Source organism: Pseudophaeobacter arcticus DSM 23566 (assembly GCF_000473205.1).
GTDB lineage: Bacteria > Pseudomonadota > Alphaproteobacteria > Rhodobacterales > Rhodobacteraceae > Pseudophaeobacter > Pseudophaeobacter arcticus.
Genome location: NZ_AXBF01000006.1, coordinates 24,120 through 45,322, shown reverse-complemented (window position 1 = coordinate 45,322; position 21,203 = coordinate 24,120). Strand labels below are relative to the sequence as shown.

At 60.1% G+C, this 21,203-nt stretch carries 20 protein-coding genes; 18 read left to right on the top strand and 2 right to left on the bottom strand.

From position 1 onward, the window contains the following. Window positions 1-72: 72 nt before the first annotated feature. From ARCT_RS0102720 to ARCT_RS0102680, 9 genes are all read left to right on the top strand, one after another. Window positions 73-426, top strand: coding sequence for a DUF6878 family protein (locus ARCT_RS0102720; RefSeq protein ID WP_027238695.1), 354 nt, complete (start codon window positions 73-75; stop codon window positions 424-426). 1 nt (window position 427) lies between these two features. After that, complete coding sequence (locus tag ARCT_RS0102715) at window positions 428-904, top strand: DUF6915 family protein (protein WP_027238694.1); 477 nt, start codon at window positions 428-430, stop codon at window positions 902-904. Between the two features lie 104 nt (window positions 905-1,008). After that, entirely contained in the window at window positions 1,009-1,635 is a 627-nt protein-coding gene (locus ARCT_RS25160; RefSeq protein ID WP_240476208.1) for a hypothetical protein, read from the top strand. A 67-nt stretch (window positions 1,636-1,702) separates the two neighbouring features. After that, window positions 1,703-1,954, top strand: coding sequence for a type II toxin-antitoxin system ParD family antitoxin (locus tag ARCT_RS0102705; RefSeq protein ID WP_036784147.1), 252 nt, complete (start codon window positions 1,703-1,705; stop codon window positions 1,952-1,954). Then, entirely contained in the window at window positions 1,947-2,246 is a 300-nt protein-coding gene (locus ARCT_RS0102700; protein ID WP_027238692.1) for a type II toxin-antitoxin system RelE/ParE family toxin, read from the top strand. Before ARCT_RS0102705 ends, ARCT_RS0102700 begins: the two co-directional genes overlap by 8 nt. A 126-nt stretch (window positions 2,247-2,372) precedes the next feature. Next, window positions 2,373-6,770 (top strand): strawberry notch-like NTP hydrolase domain-containing protein, encoded by a 4,398-nt coding sequence (locus tag ARCT_RS0102695; protein ID WP_027238691.1) that lies wholly within the window; start codon window positions 2,373-2,375, stop codon window positions 6,768-6,770. Then, on the top strand, window positions 6,767-7,813 hold the full coding sequence (locus tag ARCT_RS0102690; protein WP_027238690.1) for a DUF7146 domain-containing protein: 1,047 nt from the start codon (window positions 6,767-6,769) through the stop codon (window positions 7,811-7,813). The genes ARCT_RS0102695 and ARCT_RS0102690 overlap by 4 nt, the downstream gene beginning before the upstream one ends. 298 nt (window positions 7,814-8,111) lie before the next feature. Continuing rightward, window positions 8,112-9,023 carry a DUF2493 domain-containing protein gene (locus ARCT_RS0102685; RefSeq protein ID WP_027238689.1) on the top strand — a complete coding sequence of 304 codons (912 nt, stop codon included), beginning with the start codon at window positions 8,112-8,114 and terminating at the stop codon, window positions 9,021-9,023. A gap of 168 nt (window positions 9,024-9,191) precedes the next feature. After that, window positions 9,192-10,214 (top strand): IS110 family RNA-guided transposase, encoded by a 1,023-nt coding sequence (locus ARCT_RS0102680; protein ID WP_027238688.1) that lies wholly within the window; start codon window positions 9,192-9,194, stop codon window positions 10,212-10,214. A 284-nt stretch (window positions 10,215-10,498) separates the two neighbouring features. Here ARCT_RS0102680 and ARCT_RS0102675 read toward each other — a convergent pair whose 3' ends face one another. After that, entirely contained in the window at window positions 10,499-11,371 is an 873-nt protein-coding gene (locus ARCT_RS0102675; RefSeq protein ID WP_027238687.1) for a LysR substrate-binding domain-containing protein, read from the bottom strand. 93 nt (window positions 11,372-11,464) lie between these two features. Here ARCT_RS0102675 and ARCT_RS0102670 point away from each other — a divergent pair, with 93 nt between their 5' ends. From ARCT_RS0102670 to ARCT_RS0102640, 7 genes are all read left to right on the top strand, one after another. After that, window positions 11,465-12,694, top strand: a complete 1,230-nt coding sequence (locus tag ARCT_RS0102670) for an MFS transporter (RefSeq protein WP_027238686.1) — start codon at window positions 11,465-11,467, stop codon at window positions 12,692-12,694. A gap of 546 nt (window positions 12,695-13,240) precedes the next feature. Then, complete coding sequence (locus ARCT_RS0102665) at window positions 13,241-13,579, top strand: DUF736 domain-containing protein (RefSeq protein ID WP_027238685.1); 339 nt, start codon at window positions 13,241-13,243, stop codon at window positions 13,577-13,579. A gap of 198 nt (window positions 13,580-13,777) precedes the next feature. Beyond that, a complete protein-coding gene (gene repA / locus ARCT_RS0102660) occupies window positions 13,778-14,962 on the top strand; it encodes a plasmid partitioning protein RepA (protein ID WP_027238684.1) in 1,185 nt (394 codons plus the stop codon). Window positions 14,963-14,985: 23 nt separating this feature from the next. Then, a complete protein-coding gene (gene repB / locus ARCT_RS0102655) occupies window positions 14,986-15,933 on the top strand; it encodes a plasmid partitioning protein RepB (RefSeq protein WP_240476207.1) in 948 nt (315 codons plus the stop codon). A 241-nt stretch (window positions 15,934-16,174) separates the two neighbouring features. Then, window positions 16,175-17,467 carry a plasmid replication protein RepC gene (gene repC, locus ARCT_RS0102650; RefSeq protein ID WP_027238682.1) on the top strand — a complete coding sequence of 431 codons (1,293 nt, stop codon included), beginning with the start codon at window positions 16,175-16,177 and terminating at the stop codon, window positions 17,465-17,467. A 55-nt stretch (window positions 17,468-17,522) separates the two neighbouring features. Beyond that, entirely contained in the window at window positions 17,523-17,780 is a 258-nt protein-coding gene (locus tag ARCT_RS0102645) for a type II toxin-antitoxin system ParD family antitoxin (protein WP_027238681.1), read from the top strand. Continuing rightward, a complete protein-coding gene (locus tag ARCT_RS0102640) occupies window positions 17,777-18,112 on the top strand; it encodes a type II toxin-antitoxin system RelE/ParE family toxin (RefSeq protein ID WP_027238680.1) in 336 nt (111 codons plus the stop codon). Before ARCT_RS0102645 ends, ARCT_RS0102640 begins: the two co-directional genes overlap by 4 nt. A gap of 6 nt (window positions 18,113-18,118) precedes the next feature. On the opposite strand, the gene ARCT_RS0102635 is transcribed toward ARCT_RS0102640, so the two are convergent. After that, window positions 18,119-19,216, bottom strand: coding sequence for a tyrosine-type recombinase/integrase (locus tag ARCT_RS0102635; RefSeq protein ID WP_027238679.1), 1,098 nt, complete (start codon window positions 19,214-19,216; stop codon window positions 18,119-18,121). A gap of 155 nt (window positions 19,217-19,371) precedes the next feature. Between ARCT_RS0102635 and ARCT_RS0102630 the strand changes: the two genes are divergently transcribed. Continuing rightward, window positions 19,372-20,256 (top strand): DUF1403 family protein, encoded by an 885-nt coding sequence (locus tag ARCT_RS0102630; protein WP_027238678.1) that lies wholly within the window; start codon window positions 19,372-19,374, stop codon window positions 20,254-20,256. Between the two features lie 2 nt (window positions 20,257-20,258). Further along, the gene (gene scpB / locus ARCT_RS0102625; RefSeq protein WP_027238677.1) at window positions 20,259-20,873 is read left to right on the top strand and encodes an SMC-Scp complex subunit ScpB; all 615 of its coding nucleotides are present in this window, start codon (window positions 20,259-20,261) and stop codon (window positions 20,871-20,873) included. The last annotated feature ends 330 nt before the right edge of the window (window positions 20,874-21,203 follow it).

The following is a 21,203-nucleotide window of genomic DNA, read 5'->3' as shown; positions in this document are numbered from 1 at the left end:
TTGAATCGATGGCCGCCCGCCTATTCCCTTCGAAAGGAATGTCAAAATGACACAAGCGATTTATACGCGCAGATGCTCGAATCCCAGAGACGCGCTGCCGAACAGCGGGTCGAGACCCGCGCGGCGCTTCTCTCCGAGCTGCGCGCCATCGGCGTAACCGGCATCGAGGTGCAATACGAAGGCTACGGCGATTCCGGCAATGTCGAGGACGTTGTCGTGACGCCCGACACGATCACCCTCACGGAAGAGCTACGGCGCCGGGTCGAGGACTTCGGCTGGGACTTCGCCTATGCGCTCAGCCCCGGCTTCGAGAACAACGAAGGCGGCTATGGTGAACTGACCTGGGCGCTCGAGGCGGACAAGAGCGATGTCAGCCACTCGAACCGCTATATCGAAACCGACACCACCGAACATGAGGGGCTCTGATATGGCACACCCCCTCCACCACGCCGAAAGCTCCGCCCGAAAATTTGGTGGTATTCCAGAGGATTACCAACACGTGCATGATTGGTTCGATGCGTCCAAAGAGCACCTGGCCCTCTTCGTCCACAGAGCCCACCGTCACCACTGTCTAGGGGTATTTGAAGCCGAACGACAGTTCGGCCACAGCCTGACCAACAGCGCGGGCCGGGTCGTCCCGATCCGCTGGATCGGCGAGCAGCATGTGCGCGAGGATTGCCAAGGGCGTATCCCGTCGCTGGCGGACTGGCTCGGCCGCATTCAGCCGGAGCCGTGGATGGCCAATGGCCGGATCGACAACGATCCGACGCAGAATGGCAGCGATCCGCGCGCGGCTTGGGTCGCGGCAGTGGCCAATCACCAGACCATTCTCGGCTTCGAGGATTGGCTTCTGAAGGTTTCTGTCGAGCACGTCCAGCATCGCCAGAACCGCGCCGCCGCCTGATCGGCGGGGGGCGGCCTCACCAACAAACTCATCTCATCCAGATCGACCCGCCTGTGCCCATATCGGCCTGGCAAGTCGTCTTCGTTTCAAGAAAGGACATTGACATGCACGATCCCGTCTATGAGGAGGCCTATCACGGCCATACAATCAAGATTTTCCAAGACCTCGATCCCGAAACCCCACGGGAATGGTCCAACCTCGGCACATTGATCTGTTGGCACCGGCGCTATCGGCTCGGTGACAGCCATCAGTTCGACAGCCCCGAGGCGTTCCTGCGCGATCTTGCGGGTGTTTCGGATCAGAGCGATCTCTCGATGGAGCAGTTGCGCGAGCGCGCCGCGCGCAAGGCGATCCTGCTGCCCGTCTTTCTCTATGACCATTCCGGGCTCGCGATGAACACCATCGGGTTTCATTGCCCGTGGGATTCCGGCCAGGTCGGCTACGTCTATGTAACGCGCGAAGCCGCTCAGAAGGAGTATGCTGCGAAACGTGTCACCAAGGCTCTGCGCTCAAAGGCTGAAGACATCCTGCGCGGTGAGATCGTCAGCTGCGACGCCTATCTTGCCGGCCGGGTTTACGGCTACATCATCGAGCGTGACGGCGAGGAGGTCGACGCCTGCTGGGGCTTCTTCGGCGACTATGAGCTCGACTGCCTGTCCGAAGCGCGGGCGTTTGTGGACCAGTTGATCTTGCGAGACGTACACAGACCCCCGCCGCCGAGCATGGCGTAAGCCCACCCCCGAGTTGAAATGCGCGAAATACTCATATATCTTATTCATGCGTATTTCGGAGGTGAGCATGGCAAGCACAAGCGTCACACTTGGCCCCCATTGGGACGAATTCATTGCCCTGATGCTGAAGGAGGGGCGCTACGGGTCAACCAGCGAGCTGATCCGCGCCTCTTTGCGCCTGATGGAAGAGCAGGAAGGTCAGCGGGCGCGGCTTCGCGTTGCATTGATGGAGGGCAAACAATCCGGTGATGCTGGCCCGCTCGACATGGACGCGATCAAGCGCGAAGCGCGGAGCCGCTCCGGCGCTTCTGATGCGTGAAATCCATCACTCCCAGGCGGCAAAATCCGACCTCGTCGATATCTGGGTCGAGACACATGGGCAGTGGGGCGAGGCACAGGCGGACCGCTATCTTGACGACATCGAGCGTGCCCTGAAGGGGCTCATCGCTAACCCGCAAATGGGGTCGGAGTGTTCCGATCTCTTGCAGGGTGCGCGTAAACTGATCACGGGACGGCACCTCGTTTTCTACGAGGTGGATTCGGACAGGATATTCGTGATCCGGGTCCTGCATCAATCCATGGACGTGCCGCGCCATTTGCGGCCGACCTGACACCGGGTCATTGCGCAGCGGGGCTTTGCCATGAAAGAGCGAAAGACAGGGCGGGAGGGGTGACCCCTCCCGGGTGAGAGAGTGCGCGCGGGGCTTGGGGCCAACCCTCAACCTCGGAGATTGCCGATGAACGCTCACCCCCATTCCGTCCCGCTTGAGATCGAGTCCGAAGCCCCAGCCCTGCCAGATACCTCGCGCTCCGCTCAACACCTGATGCGGGCTGCAACTGCCCTCGTCCCCCAGTTCGAGGCGGGCAAAGCGATCGACGCCGCCGCCCTCCGCGCCGCGATGGAGGATGCTTTCGGCGCCAGTGACGCCAACGGCGCCTGGGTCTGGAAAGACGCCTATGACGCCGCAGAGATCGCGCAGATCCAGATGCTTTCGCGCTACGGCGCGCTGATGCAACGCCAGGCAACCTCGCCTCAGGCATTTCTCTCGATGATCGAGCGCCTCGCCGGTTTGGCTCCGTCGCACACGCGGCGTTCTGAAGACAGCGTGCGTCTGCAACAATTCTCAACCCCCCTGCCCCTCGCGGCCATTGTCGCCCAAGCTGCGGGGTTCCGCGTTGACGATCTGGTGGTCGAGCCTTCGGCGGGCACCGGCATGCTGGCAATTTTCGCCCGGATCGCAGGCGTGCGGTTGGCGCTGAATGAGCTTGCGGAGACCCGCCACGCTTTGTTGGGTGAACTGTTCCCCGATGCCACCGTTTCAGCCCACGATGCCGCGTCGATCGACGACCGGCTAGACCGGTCGCTCACACCCACGGTCATCGTGATGAATCCGCCGTTTTCGGCTGCGAACCATGTCGAAGGCCGGTTCCGGCAGGCCACCAGCCAGCATGTTATTTCCGCCTTGGCGCGCCTCGCGCCGGGCGGGCGCCTTGTCGTCATCACCGGCGAGAGCTTTCGCCCGTCCACCAAGAGTTTCCAGTCGACGTTTCAGCAGATCGGCCAAAGCGCCGATGTCGTGTTTTCCGCTGCGATCGACGGCAAGGTCTTCGCGCGACACGGCACCACGATCGACACGCGGCTTACGGTGATCGACAAGCGAGTGGGGGGCGAACAAGGGACCGCACCTATCGACATCGAGGCCGCCTATCATCCGCTCTGCGCGACCACGGGTGATCTTCTCTCCGCGGTGCTCACCCATTGTCCCGCGCGCCGCAGCCCCCCGCCCTGCCCCACTGGCGCCGCTCTTTCGGTGCCACCTCGCCCGACCCGCACCAACCTGCATGCCCTGCGCAACGCCGCCCGCCAGGAAACCCGCGCCCTCGCCGAAGAACGCGCCAAGCATCCCTTTGACGACATCGACACGGCCCCGCTCGACTACCTGCCGAGAGTCTGGAGCGAACCAGAGGGCGCGCTGCAGGATACGGTCTACGAAGCCTATGACCTGCAATCGATCCGGATCGACGGCGCGGCCGCTCATCCGACCGCACTCGTGCAATCCGCGGCCATGGCCTCTGTCCCGCCGCCTGTCCCGACCTACCGCCCAATGCTGCCGAAGACCCTCGTCGCGGACGGTCTCCTCTCTGCGCCGCAGCTTGAAAGCGTCATCTATGCGGGCAATGCCCACGAGACGCACCTGAAGGGCTGGTTCAAGCGCGGCGAGATCGAAGGCCAGCCGATGGCGTCGTCTGAGGGCGACAACGGTGCCTTTCGCCTGCGCAAGGGCTGGTTCCTGGGTGATGGCACCGGCTGCGGCAAGGGGCGGCAGGTCGCGGGTATCATCCTCGACAACTGGCTGCAGGGGCGTCGCCGCTCGGTCTGGGTCTCGAAGAGCGACAAGCTCATCGAGGATGCGCGACGCGACTGGATGGCGCTTGGGGGGCGTGAAAGCGATATCGTGCCGCTCTCGAAATTCCGCCAGGGGGGCGATATCCGTCTCCCAGAGGGCATCCTCTTCGTCACCTATGCCACCCTGCGCTCGGCCGAACGCGACGGGAAGGCTTCGCGCCTCGACCAGGTGACGTCCTGGCTCGGTGAGGGGTTCGATGGGGTGATCGCTTTCGATGAAAGCCACGCCATGGCGAACGCCGCCGGCGAAAAATCCGACCGTGGCGACAAAAAGGCGTCCCAGCAGGGCCTTGCGGGCCTCGCGCTGCAGAACGCCGTGCCCGACGCGCGCGTCCTCTACGTCTCGGCCACTGGGGCAACAGTCGTTAGCAATCTCGCCTACGCCTCCCGCCTCGGCCTTTGGGGCACAGGCGATTTCCCTTTTGTGACCCGCGCCGAGTTCGTCGCCGCGATGGAAGCCGGTGGCATTGCTGCCATGGAGATGATCTCGCGCGACCTGAAGGCGCTCGGGCTCTATCTGGCGCGGTCCCTCTCCTATGCCGGGGTCGAATACGAAATGCTGGTGCATGAGCTGACGCCCGCCCAGGTCGCGATCTATGACAGCTATGCCGACGCCTACCAGATCATCCACACCAACTTGGAGGCCGCCCTTCAGGCCTCGGGTATTTCCTCCGAGACCGGTACGCTGAACCCCCAGGCGAAATCCGCCGCGCGCTCGGCGTTTGAGAGCAACAAGCAGCGCTTCTTCAACCATCTCATCACCGCCATGAAATGCCCCTCGCTCATCCACGCGATCGAAGCGAACCTGGCGGCGGGGCATTCGGCCGTGATTCAGGTGGTCTCGACCAGCGAGGCGGTGATGGAACGTCGCCTTGAAGAGATCCCTCCCTCGGAGTGGGACGATCTGCAGGTCGATTTTACGCCCAGGGAAAACATCATGGACTATCTGATGCATTCCTTCCCGACGCAGCTCTTCGAGCCTTACACCGACGAGAACGGCGATCTGCGTTCCCGCCCCGCCCTCGATGGCGACGGCAATCCCATCATCTGCCGCGAGGCGGAGCGGCGGCGGGATGATCTTGTCGAGCATCTTGGTGCGCTCGCCCCGGTGCAGGGCGCGCTCGACCAGATCCTCTGGCATTTCGGCGGGGAGGCGGTGGCCGAGGTCACCGGACGCAAGCGGCGCATCGTAAAAACGCGTGAGGGGCGGCTCAAGGTCGAAAACCGTCCTGCCTCCTCCAACCTTGGCGAGACGCAGGCCTTCATGGACGACGCCAAGCGCATCCTGATCTTCTCCGATGCCGGTGGCACTGGGCGCAGCTACCATGCCGATCTTGGTGCGAAGAACCAGCGCCTCCGCGTTCACTATCTGCTGGAGCCCGGCTGGAAGGCAGACAATGCGATCCAGGGGCTGGGGCGCACCAACCGCACCAACCAGGCGCAGCCGCCGCTCTTCCGCCCCGTTGCCACAGACGTGAAGGGTGAGAAGCGGTTTCTCTCCACCATCGCGCGCCGCCTCGACACGCTCGGGGCCATCACCAAGGGGCAGCGCGAGACCGGGGGTCAGAACATGTTCCGCGCCGAGGACAACCTCGAGAGCCCCTATGCGCGGGCGGCGCTGCGGCAGTTCTTCTACAAGCTGCGCGCGGGCAAGATCGAGGCCTGCTCCTACGCCAAATTCCAGGAGATAACTGGGCTGACGCTCGATGAGGCGGATGGCACGATGAAGGAAAACCTGCCGCCGATCCAGCAGTTCCTGAACCGCTGTCTCGCGCTCCGCATCGACATGCAGGACGCAATTTTCGAAGCTTTTGGCGGATTCCTCTCGGCCATCATCGAAGATGCGCGCCAGGCGGGAACGCTCGATGTCGGGCTAGAGACCCTGCGCGCGGAAAAATTCGAGATTGTTGATCGCAAAGTGATTTTCGAGCATGAGGCGACGGGGGCAACGGCCACCGCCCTGACCGTGGAGCGCACGGATCGCAACGACCCGCTGACCCTGCCCCGCGTGAAAGCCATCTGCGCCGACACAAAAGGCGCGACGCTGTGCTGGAACAAGACCTCTAAACGCGCGGCCCTGATGGTGAAGGCGCCGGCCTTCATGGACGAGGATGGCGTGCCGATCCTGCGGGTGAAACTGCTGCGGCCAATGGCGACCGAGCTCTTCGCGCTCTCTGAGTTCTCAAAATCGCATTGGGTAGAGGTCGATGACGCGATGTTCGAACAGCTCTGGCAGGCCGAGGTCGACGCCGTGCCGGAGTTCACCACCTCGAAGATCACGCTGATCTGCGGCCTCCTTCTGCCGATCTGGGATCGGCTGCCCGCCGACAACATGCGCATCTACCGCCTGCAGACCGAGGATGGAGAACGCGCCATCGGCCGTCTGGTCAGCCAGGAGCAACTCCTGAACGTCTACGCGCGGCTCGGGCTCGATTGTCAGATCGAGATGACGCCGCAAGAGGTCTTCGCAGCGGTCATGGACGCGAAGACGACCCTCAGCCTGCTCGGTGGCTATCAGCTGCGCCGGTCGCTGGTCATGGGACAATCAAGGCTCGAACTCATCGGTGCGTCGGGTTCGGCCTTGCCCGGTTTGAAAGCCTTGGGCTGTTTCACCGAGGTGATCCAGTGGAAGACGCGGGTGTTCATCCCGGTGGATGGCACCGAGGCGCTGGCTCGCGTGCTCGCCGCGCATCCGGTTGGCGCCAACGCCGCGGATGCCGCCGTATGAGCGCGCGGCGCAGTATCGCAGACCTCTCGGCCGATCTGGCAGACCGGGCCGAGGGTTTCTGCCGCCAGTATTTTCCCGAGGGGCGCAAGCAGGGCAACTATTGGCAGGTTGGCGATACCTCGGGCGCAAAGGGTCGGAGCCTCGCCGTCCGCCTCCAGGCGGAAGGTGGTCGCAAGGCCGGGTCCTGGCAAGATTTCGCGACGGGTGAATATGGCGACCTGATCGACCTGCTGCAGGAACGGCTTGGATCGGTGACGCTCAAGGAAACGCTGAGGGAGGCTCGATCCTTCCTCGGCGAAGCCCCCTGCCCTGCCGAGTCTCGTTCTACTCGAAAGGCTGAGCGCCCGGATGCAGCCTCCAGCAAACGCATCGCGCGGGCGCGGAAGCTCTTTGCCGCTGGCAAGCCGGTCCTTGGCACCTTGGCCGCCACCTATCTGCAAGGGCGCAGCATCACACGGCTTGGCCCGGCCCTCCGCTATCACCCGCGGGTCTTCCTGCGGCCGGGCGAGGACGACCCTGATCTGCCGCAAAGGGCCCCTGCCCTGCTCGCGAAGATCACCGACAATCGCGGCCAGATCACCGGATGCGCAAGGGTCTATCTCGACCCCTCCACCGGCGGTTTGGCCGAGATCGAGAGCCCGAAGCGGATCCTCGGACAGCTGCACGGCCATGCCATCCGCTTCTGGTCCGGCACCGGGCGCACTGATCTCATCGTCGCGGAAGGTCTCGAGAACACCCTCTCGGTCGGAACCGCCCTGCCAGAATTCGATCTCGCCTCCTGTCTCACCGCCACCCATCTCGGCCTCTTCATCCCGCCGCCGGGCATCACGCGCATCTGGATCGCGCGGGACAATGACGAAGCTGGATGTAACGCATCAAGGAGATTGCGTAACCAACTGGAATCTCTTGAAATTGCCTGCGGTGATCTCGTGCTGGCCATGGGGGATTTCAACGACGATCTGCGGGCATTTGGCAGAGATGCGCTGCGCTGGTCTCTGTTAGGGGCCATGAAAGTACAAGGTCTGGAGATCGAGGACGACTGACCGCCAACCTCCCTGGGGATGTCCGACAGGACAAAGGTTCCGCGGGCTTGCTCTGATCCCGTTTGGATAAGGGGAGCGATGGACCGGCGGGTCGGGGCAGAGCGCCCCTCGCCCGGGCAGCAATGCGCCCCGCACCAGAAAATTCCCCTGCCCCTTCGGGCCATTCCTCGCGGGACCAATTTTCCGGCCCTGGGCGCATTCTCCGCTGCGCTCCGATCCTGACGGATGCGGCCCGGTCGCCGCTGGTCCTGATATCGCCCCATCCAAATTGGGTCAGATCAAACAGAGGAACCAGACAATGCCCCATCAGACAGACATCCAAGAGGAGACCGGCGTGACCTCCGCCATCCTCGACCACCTCGCACTTCACGGCGCAACACCGGGACCCGGCGAGACCGATCACCGCCCCCTGCCCCAACCTGATGAGGTCGAGCTCGCCATGGCGACCCTCTTCGACACCACCATCGGCCTTCTCAACGGTAGCCAGTTGGAAGACAATCTCGAAGAGATGCTCTGGTCCCTGACCTCGATCTTCCATCGCCGGCTTGCCCATATCCAGAAGCTCCTGGACGACAACGAATTCGAGGTCCGGGAAAGTTTGGGCGTACAGGACGGCTCCGAGGTCGCCTCGGTCGAGCTCGAGCGCCTCCAGATGATCGGGCTCAAGCTCTGGGACCATCGTGACGCCTTCGAACAGATGCGCGATCTGGCCGTGGACCACTTCTCGGCCGCCACCGGTTCGCCTTGGCTGCCCCGCACCGGTTCACGCGTCTCGCATCGCGGCCTGACCTCCGCCGTGGTGGACAGCCGGGCCTATCTTTCGGCCAAGCGCCGCAAGGAGACAGAGGTACACTGCCCCGAAGGCACGCGGATCGCGTTCTCGGGCGGGGACTATCAGGCCTACGACCTGATCTGGTCCGTCCTCGATGCCACCCTTGCGAAATATCCCGACATGGTGCTGCTGCACGGCGGTACGCCCAAAGGTGCCGAGATGATCGCGGCCCGCTGGGCAGATACCCGTGGCGTTACCCAAGTGGTCTTCAAGCCCGACTGGAAGAGCCACGGCAAGGCCGCCCCCTTCAAGCGCAACGACAAGATGCTCGAAACCATGCCACAGGGTCTGATTGCCACGCCCGGTTCGGGCATCACCGAGAACATCGTCGACAAGGCCCGCAAGCTCGGAATCCGCATCAAGAGGATCGGGGCTTAGGCCCTGGTACATTCCGACGTAGCGGTTCGAATGCGGACATCGGATCTGAGTAGTGGCAATGACCGGACTGCGGGACAGAGCTGATGGGGTGGATGGCTCCTGCTTCAACCGGCGTCGCAATGCGCCATAGTGCAGGTGTCAAAATCTGCTTATGAGAGGAGCCACCCCATGCAAGTTACCACAATCGGTGTTGATCTGGCCAAGAACGTTTTCCAAGTCCACGGGATCACCGCGAGCGAAGAAGTCGTGTTCAACAAGCCGCTGCGACGAGCGCAATTTCTGCCGTTCTTTGCAAAACTGGAACCGTGCCTGATTGGCATGGAGTCGTGCAGCAGTGCGCATCATTGGGCCCGTGAACTGACAGCTCTTGGTCACGAGGTTCGGCTGATTCCGCCGATGTATGTGAAGCCATATGTCAAACGCGGTAAGTCTGATGCCATTGACGCCGAAGCAATTTGCGAGGCAGTGACTCGACCCACCATGCGGTTTGTTGCGACCAAAACAGTCGAGCAGCAATCCCTGTTGTCGCTGCATCGGGCGCGTGACCTTTTGGTGCGCCAAAGAACGCAACTCATCAACAATCTGCGTGGTCTGGTCGCGGAGTTCGGTATCTTCATTCCCAAAGGGCTGGCCCGTGTGATTGGATTTGCTGAGGACATCACTCTTGGTGAAGTGCTCGACTTGCCAGACATCGCCAACGAGGTGATCCGCAACCTGTCAGAACAGCTCATGGCTCTGCATAAGCGGGTCCGATGGTATGAAGAGCGCCTCAAGCAAGTGGCCAAAGAAGATACGCGTGTCCGTTTGCTGCGCACTATACCCGGCGTCGGCGCGGTGACGGCTTCTGCGATCATCGCCAGCATTGGAGATGGTCACCAATTCAAAAACGGCCGGGAGTTCGCAGCATGGCTGGGTTTAACGCCTGCCAACAAATCCAGCGGCGGTAAAGAGAAGTTGGGGCGGATCACCAAGATGGGTGACCAGTATCTGCGATCATTGCTTGTCGTTGGTATGACATCACTCGTTCGACAAACACGATCCCACCCCGAGCGAGCCAGCAAATGGCTTACATCCTTGCTTGAACGCAAACCTGCGCGTGTCGCAACTGTTGCCATGGCCAACAAGACCGCCCGGATCGTCTGGGCTGTCCTGACCCGCAACGAACCCTACAGCCCACGCACTATAGCCTGAGACGAAAAGAACAATGAGTTAGCAAGACCCGCGAGATGATGGTGCATAAGTCTGCCGCCAAAGCCAAGACACTCCGCCGAATGGCGCGGGCATAATAGCCCGTAAAGCTGATAGGAACTTGGTTTGCGGAACCCATCAGGGCCAGCGGTCAAAACCGCGCAAACAGGCCGGACACATGACTGCTTCTGACAAATGCACAAATCAGATCAAAAATGTCTTGCTATGCAGGAGCCATCCACACATGCCATTCGCTGCGGCTGCTCCAAAGGCAGCTTTAGAACGAACTATGAGTCCAGGTCCTTTTTGAGCCATTTGACAAAGGTTGAGACTGCCGGTCTTTCAAACTTCTCGGCAAGTGCGACAGCATAATATGCAAAGGCGGTCGGCCATGCGGCACCCAATGCGCGCACCAACTGCCCTGAAGCCAAGCCCTCGTTCACGTAGACATCATTCAACAATGCCAATCCCTGACCGTCGATCACTGCCTTAACCGTTAAAAAGTCGTTGCCGTATTGTGTGCCGTAGGTCGCGCCGCTGGCCTCAATGCCCTGCGCCTCAAACCAGATCGACCAATCCTTACCTGTGGCATCGGGCAATAAACTATACCGCAGACAGTCAGATGGGTTTTCAAGCGGGCCAAGGCGGTCCAAGAGCTTGGGACTGGCGACAAGCATCAGCTCTGGAGAACATAGCCATTCGGACTGCAGTCCCGGATAGTCGCCAAGACCATGGCGGATCGCCAGATCAACGGGTTCTGACCTGAGGTTCACCAATCGGTCTTCGGTTTCGACCGAAACTTTGATTGCTGAATGCGCCTCTGCAAACCGCCCTAGACTGGAAACAAGCATGGAATGGGCAAAAGTCGCCGATGTGGTGATCCGCAGCTTGTGACCGAGACCAACAAAGTGTTTTTCGTGAGCTGCTTCAATCGTCGAGAACGCCCTACTGACGTCTGATTGAAGCGCAAGACCTGCCGTCGTGAGTGCGATTCCATTTTTACTACGGGTGAAGAGACGTACCCCGTGGCGCTCCTCGACTGCACTGATGCGTTGACTGATCGCACCCGGCGTCACGCCAAGTTCGTGCGCGGCGTCCTGCATTGCGCCTGCGCGTGCGACGACGTGGAATGTGTAGAGGTCCTGGATGCGAAGTGCCATTCATCACTTTAGATCAGCTAAAGTTATTTGACCAGTTTCTCGTTCGTCAAAACGCAAGTTACGTGGCATTTCGCGAGGACAAGGAGATACACCATGTCAGCAACCACATCCGCCCAACCACGCCAGAACTGGACCGTTGTCATCTTCGGGTTCCTGGCACTGTCGCTCGCCTTCTCCAGCCGAGCCGCCCTTGGATTGATCATGCCTGTTTGGCAAACCGAGTTCGGGTGGACCAGTAGTTATATCTCTAGCGTCGGAGCGGCAGCGCTCTTGATTATGGCTATTGTTGCCCCATTTGCAGGGCGCTTGGTGGATCGTCGCGGATCGCAGTTCACACTCAACCTGGGCATGGGATTGCTAGGGGTCGGCTGTGCAATCGTGGCACTAATGAACGGCAAGCTGATGTTCGTCATCGGCTTTGCCGGGTTCTGTGCCATCGGCTTTGGAATTGTCGCGACCCATGTTGTGGCCACGGCAGTCACCCGCATCTTTTCCGACAATCAGGGGCTGGCGACAGGGATTGGCACATCAGGTGCGACGGGTGGTCAATTTCTGATCGTCCCTTTGATCGCAGCGCTATTGGCATTTGCAAGCTGGCGCTGGAGCTTTGGTGCCTTATCGCTTGCGAGCCTCGCGTTGATCCCATGCATTCGGATGAGCATGCGACCAGATATGTCATCAAACGAAGCCGAAGGGCGAAAAGACGACCCATCAACAATGCGGCAGGACTTCACCTCCATTGTACGACAGCCTGCCTTTCATCTCCTGTTTTGGAGCTTTCTGATTTGTGGGTTTACGACGACTGGCGTCGTTGAAACACATTTGCTGCCCTTTGCGGCATTCTGTGGATTTCCACCCATTCCAAGTGCAACCGCCTATGGTTTGCTGTCCCTCGTCAACCTCATCGGCATGATAGCTGCCGGTTGGCTCACGGATCGTGTCAATCGTCCGATGTTGCTGGCAGCAATATACATGCTGCGGGCGCTGACATTCATCCTACTCGGCAGCATTCCCGGAACATCTATTGAAATGCTGTTCTTGTTCGCCGTTCTGTTTGGCGCGGTCGACTATTCGACAGTTCCCGTCACGGCCAGTTTGGTCGCGAGCCATGTTGGGATCAAAACGATGGGTCTCGCTATGGGTTTGATCTCTGCAGGCCACGCCCTCGGCGGGGCAATGGGTGCGTTCGCTGGCGGCTATATCTTTACCGCGACACAGACCTACACCCTTGTCTGGACAGGCTCAGTTTGGTTGGCAGTCGGGGCCGGAGCGTTGGCGTTGTTTTTGAAAGCACACCCAATAACCAAAGCTGCGGCATCTTGAAATGCGGACATTCAGTCGCTTCGCAACATCCGGTAAAGTGGGCTCTGAGCCGCCATTCGCCGCGCAAACTCTCAATGTCCGCATCGGAGTCTGACGCCTCATCCGATCTTGGCGCGTTTGTCTAGTCACCTATCCAACGGCGTCGCCCATGGCGCACCAGCAACAACTTCCTGGTTCGTTTGGCCTTGGGGTGATGCGTCGAGGCCGGGTCTTGGTCCAGAGTGTGCGAACAGTCGGATACACTCCGGCAAGAAGTTGGGTACAGCATCGACCGCAGTTCAGCTGCATCTCCCTCGGCTGTTGACCCATCTTCCTTCGCGGCCACCGCGCTTCTCCCGATGTCTGAGTTGCATGACATGCTGGTCGCAGCTGTCGTCGCGTCCACAAAGGTTGTCGCCGATCTTTTTCCCCTGACCCTGCGGGTCATTCCGCGCGGACCAAAAAGACCGGCGCCTGCCCCTCTCCGCTACGCTTCGCCTTCGGTGTGGCCGGGCCTTGGCCAGCTGCAAGGTGACCATCATTGCAACGCAAACAAGGAGAAGAGCAATGACCACGAACTGCATCAAATTCACCAGCGCCGATATCGAAACCGCCAAGGGCGTCGGCTCCATCTCGACGCTGACCTTTGACCTGGACATCACGGTCGAACCCGTCGCGAGCGCGAACCCGATGGCCCCCACGCACCGCGTCCTCGGCCGCTCCCCGCGCGGCAAGCTGGTCGAGTGCGGCGGCATCTGGAAGAAGCAGAACAAGGAGACCGGCGCTGACTACTACACGCTGACCATCCGCGATCACGGCTTCAACGCCAACCTCGGCAAGGCCGCGAACCAGGACGATCTGTCCCTGCAGGCCATCATCCCCTGGGGTCCAAAAGACGCCGCCTGAGACCAAAGTTGGCGGGGGCTTACCTCCGCCAATTCGTTTACAGCTGTAAACTCGACCTAGATCGCGGCCGTGGATATAGTCTCTTCAAGCATTGATAGACACTATATAGAGGAAAAATCTTGACTTAGTCGCGTGAATCACTGCTTTTATCCCCAAGTGGCGCGGAAAAGGCCACATTTCCGAAATTGGGGCAACCAGATGATTCCTGTGACACCATTGGCAAATGAGCGCCCTTCGGCTCTTGCAACGGAGATTTCCGAACGGCTCAACGCTGCCATCAGGGAACATCTGCTCTCTGCTTTTGCCCCAGACAACACGAAGACGCTACGCTCTTTTTCGGCACCTGAGGCCGCTGAGCTCTTGGGGGTATCCGGACAGTTCATGCGAAAGGTTCACGCTGAGGGCACAATCCCTGAACCTGACGATATCCGGGGTGGCCGACGCTACTACACAGCCCAAGAGATATGGGACGCGCGCGAAGTTCTAGAGAAGAGCTCTCGGAAGAAAGGCCGTTATCTGCCTCGCCGCTCGGGAGAAGAGCAGTTGCAAGTTTGGCAGCTGATGAATTTCAAAGGCGGTTCCAGTAAGAGCACGACGAGCGTCCACCTCGCCCACTACTTTGCTCTTCGAGGATATCGGGTCTTGGTTGTTGATCTGGATCCTCAGGGATCTCTCACATCAATGTGCGGGATCAGCCCTGAAATCGAGTTCGATGGACTGACTGTCTATGATGCGATCCGCTACGACGAGCCGGTGAACATGGCTGATGTCGTCGTTCCGACATACTTTCCAGGGCTCTCGATTGCGCCGTCCCGCTTGATGCTGTCCGAGTTTGAGACTGAGTCGGCCGTTCATTCGAACCCAGACCAACCATTCTTTACTCGTATCCGAAATGCTTTGGCACAGGTAGAAGATGACTTTGATCTGGTTCTTATGGACAGCCCGCCACAGCTTGGTTTCCTGACCATTGCTGGGATGGCTGCCGCTAGTTCTTTGGTTGTCCCTCTAACACCTTCGATGTTGGACGTTTCGTCAACTGCTCAGTTTCTTGAACTAGCCGGGGCGTATATGGGTGTGATCGAGGATGCTGGCGCAACTCTCCAATATGATCACTTCAAATTTCTGATCACGCGAGACGAACCAACGGACGTTCCCTCTCAGCAGCTAACGTCTTTCATGCGGGCTTTGTTTCAAGACCGTGTCATGTCGGCAACCGCCTTGAAGAGCACGGCAATCAGTGACGCGACCATGCTCAAACAGTCGATTTATGAAGTGGTCCGTTCCGAAATGACACGGGCCACATATGATCGTGCAAAGGGCTCCATGGATGCTGTGGGACATGAAGTCGAAACGATGATCCAGCAATCGTGGGGGCGTAAATAATGGCTAGGAAATCACTTCGCGATATGTCCGGAATTGCAAATACGATCGCTCGTTCTGGCGGGTCGCTGTCAGAGAGGCCGTCGAAGACCAGTGCTCCGGCTTTGGGGGCCCTTCAAGGTTCTCTGGCATCTATCCGAGAAATTGATCCCAATATAATCGACGATTGGGGGCCAGTAGATCGCCTTGAAGAGTTTACAGCTGTAAACGCCGAAGACGATGACGAGAGCTTCGAAGGACTAAAGAACAGCATCCGAGAAGGTGGTCAGCAAGTGCCTATTCTCGTTCGGCGATCAAAGGCGGCTGAGGGGCGTTTCGAGGCGATTTATGGGCGGCGGCGCTTAAGGGCCTGCCGTGAACTCGGCATCAAGGTTCGCGCAAACGTCCAAGATATCGACGACGCTACGGCTTTGCTGGCGAAAGGACTGGAAAATGCCGCGCGCCGAAACCTCTCTTTTTACGAGAAGGCGCGGTTCGCCGTGGCCATCCAGACGGCGGGCCACGACGCGGCAACTGTTCGGCAGGTTCTCAACCTCTCTGCGTCGGGTCATTCACACCTTACAAAGGTAACACAGAACGTCCCGGTCAAGGTCGGCGACCTGATTGGCGCGGCACCAAAGTCCGGGCGTCCAAAATGGACGGAGCTGGCTGAGTTATTTCTCTCGAAGAAGCTAACTGAACGCGCGGCGCTCGATATCTTGGCCAGAATCAGCGCCTCATCGGGTTCGGATGATCGCCTCGAATTTCTCATTAGGGAAGCGACTAAGCGCGGCGCGAAGACGTCGAGCGGGGTAAGAGAGATAACGCCGTTGGAAGGCGTGACTATCAAAACTGGCCGCGGAACGTTGTCATTGTCAGTCAAGAAGTCTGGCGCAAACGCTGAGTTTGCGACCTGGCTTGAGAGCAATCTCGCAGAGATAATCAAAAAATCCTATGCCGAATTTTCAGATGTAAATTCGGTGGATGACAACTGAGGACGAGCAGAAAGGAGGAACGGCAAACAAAGAAAACCCCCGAAACCGGAGCTTCGAGGGCTGCTGCGCAGAGCGCAATTCTTAGATTAGACACCTGGAATCTAGCAGCCAACGAATCACCACACAAGAGAAAACGCTTCTGAGCGAACGGGATTTCTTTGTCGCTGGCATAAAGATGGGAAAATTTAGTGATGCTCCACAGGGAGCGGCTGAGACAGGCATGTCTCAGAACAAGAGAGTTATGTCCAACATAGGCCAACGGTCAGGGTGGCGAAAAGCAACGGCCGGGCTAGCTACTGCTGAGCAACTTGCCCAAGCCGGTGAACGGGTAGCAGTACCCAAAACACGGGCATTTGTCGCGCTCAAGCGCGTTGGTGCACATATCGGCCTGAAGGCTGGCGACATGATGCTCCTCGACACGCTCGGGGCCTTCACGCAGGCCCAGGATTGGGAGGAGGGGCAGCGCCCGATCGTCTGGGCGTCGAACGCCTATCTGATGGAGCAGACGGGCTTTTCGCTCTCCGCGCTCAAGCGCCATGCGCGGCGCCTCGCAGAGATCGGCGTGATCTCCTTCCAGGACAGCCCGAATGGCAAGCGGTGGGGCCGCAGGAACGCTGAGGGGCGTATCGTCGAGGCCTACGGCTTTGATCTGTCGCCGCTGTCGGCCCGCGTCGATGAGTTCGAGGGACTTCATGCCGAGTTGCGGGCCGAGCGCGAACTCTGCCAGCGCCTGAAGCGCCAGATCACGGTGGCACGCCGGATGATCCGAGCCCGGATCGAGGCAGCTCTCAGCAGCGCGCTGCGTGGGCCCTGGAGGCAATTCACGGGGCTTTTCGAAGAGCTTCTCGACCAGCTACCGCGCCGACACGAAGCGTCCGAACAGCTGGTGCGCTTGCTCACATGGTTCAAGGAACTCCAGGAACGGGTTGAGGCGGCCTATCTCAAAGCGACTGGCGCGGTGAAACCTGTGGAAAACACCGATAACAAAGATGTCCATGTCATAGAGAAGACTCAAAAAGTGAACCCCAGGGAGGTCATTTCCGAACCTCATATACTAATTACAAAACAACTTAATCCTGTAATTAGTAATTCCTCTGAAAAAGAGGAAGCGGCGGGTGTGGTGCCCAATGCCCCACCCGAAGAGCGGGTTAATAGGGATCTGGAAGACTGGGTTGCCGAGGTGCGCAAGAAGCGCACAGCGCTCGACCTGCCGACAATCATGCAGGCCTGTCCGGAATTCGCGTCTTGGGCGCGTAATATGGGTGGATTCCTGAAGGATTGGGGCGATTTGCACCGGGTTGCCGGTCAACTCAGGCCGATGATCGGGATCTCGGAGCATGCCTGGAACGTGGCGCAGGACCGAATGGGCACTCAGGTGGCCACGGCAGCGTTTGCGCTTGTCTTCGAGAAGCACAGCGCGGGTGAAGTTTCCTCGCCGGGTGGATATCTGCGCGGCATGGTCGAGAAAGCCGGGGCAGGGGAGCTGCATCTGGAGCGCAGCTTCTATGGTAGGCTCAGTGGGCAGGCAGCGTGACGTATTGATAAATAAGTGGCATTGGCATATATTGCCAATAAAGGAGACCTGACCCATGGTGACACGCAACGTTGTCCTGACCGAAACCCAAGACCATCTGGTTCAAGCGCTGGTGGCGTCCGGGCGATACCAGAATGTGAGTGAAGCCATGCGCGCTGGCCTGAGGCTGCTCGAGCAGGAAGAGGCGCAGATCACGGGCATCCGCCAAGGACTTCTCGAAGGTCTGGCGCAGGCAAATGCGGGTGATTTTGCGGAAGGCAGCGGCAAAAATGCGATCCGTAGGGCCTTTGCGACTGCGCGCACGCGTTCATGAGCCGATCCATCCGGCTGACCCGTCGTGCAGAAGCCAGCCTCACTGAAATCGCCAGATGGACGATTGAGAATTTCGGGCTGCGCCAAGCGGAGCTTTACGAGGCCGAATTGCTCAACCGCTGTGAGAGTATTCTGAATGGCCAAGCCCATAGTCGGAGTTGCGCAGTTCTCGTTGATGATGTCGACGACCTGAGGTTCATAAGGGCAGGGGAGCATTTCCTGGTCTTTCTGGATCGATCGGACGAGGTCATCATCGTGGACATCCTCCATTCCCGCAGCGATCTCCCTCGCTATGTTGCCTCACTTTCGGCTTTGAAATCCGAAGACTCCTGATCCACATCACAACCCGGCTGCCCTCGTCAGGTTGACGCGGAACCTGTCTCGGCGGCGCTGATAGCGGCGAGTCATCTCGGCCGAAGCGTGCCCCAACTGCTTCTGGACATAGCGCTCGTCGACTTCGGCGGAGCTGGCGAGACCGGCGCGCAAGCTGTGACCGGAGAACAGCGCCAGGCGGTCTTTCTCGGGCAGATCCGACCGGATGCCGGCGTCCAGCACCGTGCGCTTGATCAGGCGTGCGACATGCTTGTCGTTCAGCCGCGCCTCTGATGCCCGTTTGCCATCGCGCGAGGTCCCGACAAAGACCGGACCGAAGTCGATCTTGGCGAAATGCAGCCATTGCTCGAGCGCATGGACTGGGCAGGTTTGATCCTTGGAGCCACGGCCAACCTCGACCTCGCGCCAGCCAGTCTTTGCATTGAGGGTGAGCAGGGCGCCCTTGTCGAAGATCTCGATCCAACCGCCCGAGTCCGGCGTATCGTCCTTGTGAACGTCGAGGTTGACGATTTCCGAACGGCGGAGGCCGCCAGCGTAGCCGATCAACAGAATCGCCCGGTCCCGGAGCCCGCGCAGATCGAAAGGAAGGGTAGCCACCATCGCGAGGATGTCCTCGGCCAGAATTGCCTCCTTCTGAACCGGCGGACGTGCGTGCCTACGCTTGATTCCGGCCAGCACCGACGCGATGTGCCGGTTCTTGCGATCGAGGGCAAAGCCGCGCTGCGCATAGTTCCAGGCGAGGCCCGACAGGCGGCGGTCGATGGTGCTAACCGATCGGGCAGGGGAGGGGCCCGTTCCGGACGCCAGGTCCGCAAGGTAGAGCCCGATCATTTCGGGTGAAGGGGGCAGAGGCTCCGCGCCCTTCATCCGGCACCAGCGCGTGAAATGCGCCCAATCCTTGGCATAGGCCTTCAGCGTATTGTCAGAAGCTGCGGCGTGGGCATAGTCGCGGGCCGTATCGACGAGGCGATCCAGGCTGCCGGAGCCCGCGACGTGGGCGGGTAGGGAGATATCGTCGCTTTTTTCTTGATCTCTCTCGTCGTCCTGAGCGATACTAAACGCACCAGAGTTTGATGATGTCGATTTCTCGTCCTCTGCGGCCATTTCCAGTGATTCCAGCGATGAAATTGAACTGTCTCGCAGCATATCTTTTTGTGTCCGATAATGCAAATTTATTGGACATAACTGATGGCGACAAGGTGGGGCGGTTTGCGCACTAAATAGTAGGCAAAAGCGCCGTGAGAGGATAGTGTTGCGGCATGACATATCAGGCCGCCACTATTTCGAACCACCTGAACACCCTACCGCAGCTGCCGGGATGGGTCACCTCAGGACGTGCCGAAACCCTTGAAGATGTTGCGTTTTTGTCGGGCGCGGCGTTGAACCACCTGCATCTTGTGTTGGGGCGCGTGGAGGTGCCCCAAGCCTTGTTGCGGGATCGGCTCGCGCTGCGCGCGGCCGAGGCTTGTATGGCCTTTTCTGGCCGACCGGAACGGGCAGGGGAGCTGCGCGACGCGATTCATCTTCTGCGCCCTAGCGATCTACCTGGCCCCGCGGGGGAAACTTACCTTGCCTGGCGTCGCGCGGTGGAACGGTCGGTGTCGGTCAAGGCTTTGAGCCGAGCTTTACCGACGTTCGAGTCGTGCCAGATCGCCACGTGGCTTGATACGGGGAAAGGGTTGCCGGTAGCCCGTGCCGCGATGGTGCTGGAGGCGGTGCTGACCGAAGTGCCTCGGGCCGATGTGCTGGCGTTGATCCTCGCGGATATAGCCCTCGCCCAAGCACTTGGTTGGGGTCATCTGATGCCGCTGCTGGCGACTGGCCTGAAACGGGCTGACCTGCGCAAGCAAGGCGATGATCTTCGCTTCGCCTGTCATCTCGCGCTGATCTCCTCAGTGGTTGAGGTCGTGCGTCTCTCCGCCGACCTCGCGCGGCGGGCGGCGCATCTCAAGGCGGTCGCACCCAAGCTGCGGGCGAAGGGGGCGGGGGAGGCCGTGGAGATGTTCCTGACCCGCGATGCGGTGGCGCCTTCGGCCTTGCCCTTGCCGGACCGCGCTGCGCGGCGGCTCTGCGACCGGCTGGTCGAACTCGGCGCGGTGCGTGAGCTGACCGGCCGCGATACTTTCCGGCTCTACGGGGTGTAGCGATGGCAAAGGACAGATCGGAACCGGAGCTTGATCGCGCGTTGACGGACCTGCCGCCGGAGCTGCGCTGGCGGGAATGGATGCGCCGCATCGAGGGGGTGCTGTTTGCCTCCGCCTCCCCTGTGCCGCGCGAATATCTCGCCCGCGTGGTGGGGCAGGAGGCCTCGGTCGATCTGCTGGTCGAGGACCTTGCCGCCGATCTGGAAGGGCGGGCCTTCGAGATCGCGCAGGTCGCCGGCGGGTGGATGTTCCGGACGCGGGCCGCCTACGCGCCGGCGATCCGCGCCGCGGCGGATGTCGGGGACCAACTGCTCGATCTGAGCGAGTTCGACGTCGCGGTCCTGGCCGCCATCGCTTACCACCAGCCGATCACCCGTGACGGGCTCAAGGACATCTTCGGCAAGGAAATCAGCCGCGATTTGATCGGCCGACTGCATGCGCGCAACCTGATCGGGACCGGGCCACGGTCGCCTCGACGCGGGGCGCCCTATACCTTCGTCACCACCGAACAGTTCCTTGTCGCGTTTGGGTTGGAGAGCCTGCGCGATCTGCCCGATCGCGAGCAGTTGGAGGACGCGGGGGTTGTGGGCGCAGCGCCACAAGTCGATTTGGGCTAACGCGTTGGCGATGCGGAGCGTGAAGTCCACCGTTCTGCTTATCGTTTCACTTGCCGTGCAACGATTCATTCGCGTGCCAAGAAAGTTTTACGATTACAATGTGATAATCGTTTCAGGATTTCCAAACGAAGCCTCATGCATCTATTGGCGACAGGGTATTCCCTCCTTGTCGTTGTGGGCGGATTGTGTTGAAAAACTCCGGTTTTCGCGAAAATGGGTAAAAAATTTGTCCATAGAAGGCCTCTCCGAAAATTCGTCGAGGGGGTCGGTCTAAGATCAGCGTTGGCAATGTCCGACGCTCCCAGATGCTCCACAGGGCACTCGGCTTCA

Excerpts from the sequence above, each read along its gene's own strand:
- ARCT_RS0102700 (WP_027238692.1), top strand. The coding sequence starts at position 1,947 with ATGCGTGAAATCCATCACTCCCAGGCGGCAAAATCCGACCTCGTCGAT.
- ARCT_RS0102680 (WP_027238688.1), top strand. The coding sequence starts at position 9,192 with ATGCAAGTTACCACAATCGGTGTTGATCTGGCCAAGAACGTTTTCCAA.
- ARCT_RS0102675 (WP_027238687.1), bottom strand. The coding sequence starts at position 11,371 with ATGGCACTTCGCATCCAGGACCTCTACACATTCCACGTCGTCGCACGC.
- ARCT_RS0102665 (WP_027238685.1), top strand. The coding sequence starts at position 13,241 with ATGACCACGAACTGCATCAAATTCACCAGCGCCGATATCGAAACCGCC.
- repA (WP_027238684.1), top strand. The coding sequence starts at position 13,778 with ATGATTCCTGTGACACCATTGGCAAATGAGCGCCCTTCGGCTCTTGCA.
- ARCT_RS0102640 (WP_027238680.1), top strand. The coding sequence starts at position 17,777 with ATGAGCCGATCCATCCGGCTGACCCGTCGTGCAGAAGCCAGCCTCACT.
- ARCT_RS0102695 (WP_027238691.1), top strand. The coding sequence starts at position 2,373 with ATGAACGCTCACCCCCATTCCGTCCCGCTTGAGATCGAGTCCGAAGCC.
- ARCT_RS0102670 (WP_027238686.1), top strand. The coding sequence starts at position 11,465 with ATGTCAGCAACCACATCCGCCCAACCACGCCAGAACTGGACCGTTGTC.
- ARCT_RS0102685 (WP_027238689.1), top strand. The coding sequence starts at position 8,112 with ATGCCCCATCAGACAGACATCCAAGAGGAGACCGGCGTGACCTCCGCC.
- ARCT_RS0102645 (WP_027238681.1), top strand. The coding sequence starts at position 17,523 with ATGGTGACACGCAACGTTGTCCTGACCGAAACCCAAGACCATCTGGTT.
- scpB (WP_027238677.1), top strand. The coding sequence starts at position 20,259 with ATGGCAAAGGACAGATCGGAACCGGAGCTTGATCGCGCGTTGACGGAC.
- ARCT_RS0102720 (WP_027238695.1), top strand. The coding sequence starts at position 73 with ATGCTCGAATCCCAGAGACGCGCTGCCGAACAGCGGGTCGAGACCCGC.
- ARCT_RS25160 (WP_240476208.1), top strand. The coding sequence starts at position 1,009 with ATGCACGATCCCGTCTATGAGGAGGCCTATCACGGCCATACAATCAAG.
- ARCT_RS0102705 (WP_036784147.1), top strand. The coding sequence starts at position 1,703 with ATGGCAAGCACAAGCGTCACACTTGGCCCCCATTGGGACGAATTCATT.
- ARCT_RS0102630 (WP_027238678.1), top strand. The coding sequence starts at position 19,372 with ATGACATATCAGGCCGCCACTATTTCGAACCACCTGAACACCCTACCG.
- repC (WP_027238682.1), top strand. The coding sequence starts at position 16,175 with ATGTCCAACATAGGCCAACGGTCAGGGTGGCGAAAAGCAACGGCCGGG.
- ARCT_RS0102715 (WP_027238694.1), top strand. The coding sequence starts at position 428 with ATGGCACACCCCCTCCACCACGCCGAAAGCTCCGCCCGAAAATTTGGT.
- ARCT_RS0102635 (WP_027238679.1), bottom strand. The coding sequence starts at position 19,216 with ATGGCCGCAGAGGACGAGAAATCGACATCATCAAACTCTGGTGCGTTT.
- repB (WP_240476207.1), top strand. The coding sequence starts at position 14,986 with ATGTCCGGAATTGCAAATACGATCGCTCGTTCTGGCGGGTCGCTGTCA.
- ARCT_RS0102690 (WP_027238690.1), top strand. The coding sequence starts at position 6,767 with ATGAGCGCGCGGCGCAGTATCGCAGACCTCTCGGCCGATCTGGCAGAC.